Below are 1,618 nucleotides of genomic sequence, written 5' to 3' on the forward strand. Positions count from 1 at the left end.
ATGACCCCGGCGACCTGTTCGATTTCACCGGAGAGGCCGACGATGCCGTGACGGGCCTGGGCGACGACCTGGGCCCCCGCATCGGCCTGCTCGTTGGCCTGCTTGGCGACGTCGGCTGCCAGGGATGCATTGCCGGCGATCTCGGTGACGGTGGCCCCCATCTCGTGGATGGCGGTGGCGACCTGGACGGTGCGATCCCGCTGGGCGGTGCAGTTGTGCTGGGTGAGCTGGGCCTTGGCGGCCACCTCGCTGGCGGTGGCCGCCACCTGGCGCGAGTTGCTCGCCACCTGCACGATGGCCCCGTGGATCCGGGTCACGAACTGGTTGAAGCTGTGGGCAATCTCGGCCAGCTCGTCCTTGCCGGTAAGACTGGCGCGGCTGTCGAGGGCGAGGTGGCGGGCCACCTCGCCAATATGGGATTGCAGGAAGGAGACCCGGCGGCGCAGCCCGATGAGGATGAGGGTCGAGACGAGCAGCGAGATAATGATGGCGATGGCGATGATGGCGATCATCTGGGTACGACCGCTGTCATAGCTGTTTTCGCTCAGGTCGTTGCGATGCTGGGCCTGACCTATCAACCCGTCGAGCAGCTCATTGGCGCCCTTGCGCATGACCCCGTAGCTCTGGCTGTAGCGATCCCGGTAGATGGCGCGTGCCTCGTCCATCTTGTTGTCAGAGAGCGCCTGCAACATGGGGGTCAGCTCCTCCCGCTCCACCCGGGTGAATTGATCGAGCAGGGTCTGGGCCCTGGCCCGGGCGTCGGGATCGACCTGGGCCTTGACGGCCTGCTCCATGGCCTGGCGCATCTCGGGAATGTCTTCCTCGCGGGTCTCCTTGACCCGGGTCAGCACCCCCTTTTCGTCGCGCAGGGAGGTGTCCTGCAGCAGCATCATGTCGATGCCGACGCGCATGCGCGGGATGCGGGAGGCCACTTCCGCCATGGCCCGCATGGGGGTGGCGGTATTCTGGAACAGCTCTTCGGCCTGCTGCCTGATGTTGTCCATGCTGCGCAGACTGGCGGCGCCAACCAGCAGCAGGGCGAGACAGGGCACGGTGACGGCCAGGATCAGTTGGGTTTTGATGGTGAGGTTGCCTGCCAGCATGTTGACTCCTTGGTGTGTTGCTGTGTCGCTACTGTAGCGGCTTGTCATGACGGTTCGCCGTCATGGGGGTCGGTATTCCCTGTCGACCCGGTGAAAAAAGGGCGCCGCAGCGCCCTTTCATCTTATAACCGGAAGTTGCCGACCAGCTTGTCGAGCTCGCCGGAGAGCTGTTGCAGGCTGCGGCTGGACTCGGTCAACTGGTGGGCGATATCAGCGGTCTCCATGGTGAGCTGGTTGATGTCCTCCACGTTGCGGTTGATCTCCCCGACCACGCTGGACTGCTCTTCGGTGGCGGTGGCGACCTGGATGTTCATGTCGCTGATCTGGGTGATGTGCCCGGTGATCTGGTCGAGGGCACCGTTGGCCTCGTCGGCCTGGGTCACCACCCGCAGGCTCTGGTTGCGTCCCTGGGCCATGGCACTGACGGCGCGGGCGCTCTGCTCCTGGAGGCTGTTGATCATGCCCTGGATCTCGGCGGTGGAGGCGGCGGAGCGGCTGGCGAGGTTGCGCACCTC

General features: G+C 65.3%; 2 protein-coding genes. Both read right to left on the reverse strand.

From position 1 onward, the window contains the following. The coding region (locus AB5Y59_RS03950; protein ID WP_368211506.1) for a methyl-accepting chemotaxis protein at window positions 1-1,103 on the reverse strand (1,103 nt) is incomplete at its 3' end. Window positions 1,104-1,225: 122 nt separating this feature from the next. After that, a partial coding sequence (locus tag AB5Y59_RS03955; RefSeq protein ID WP_368211507.1) for a methyl-accepting chemotaxis protein occupies window positions 1,226-1,618 on the reverse strand: 393 nt, incomplete at its 5' end.

It is taken from the genome of Aeromonas sp. s10 (assembly GCF_040907975.1).
In the GTDB taxonomy this organism is placed as follows: Bacteria; Pseudomonadota; Gammaproteobacteria; order Enterobacterales; family Aeromonadaceae; genus Aeromonas; species Aeromonas caviae.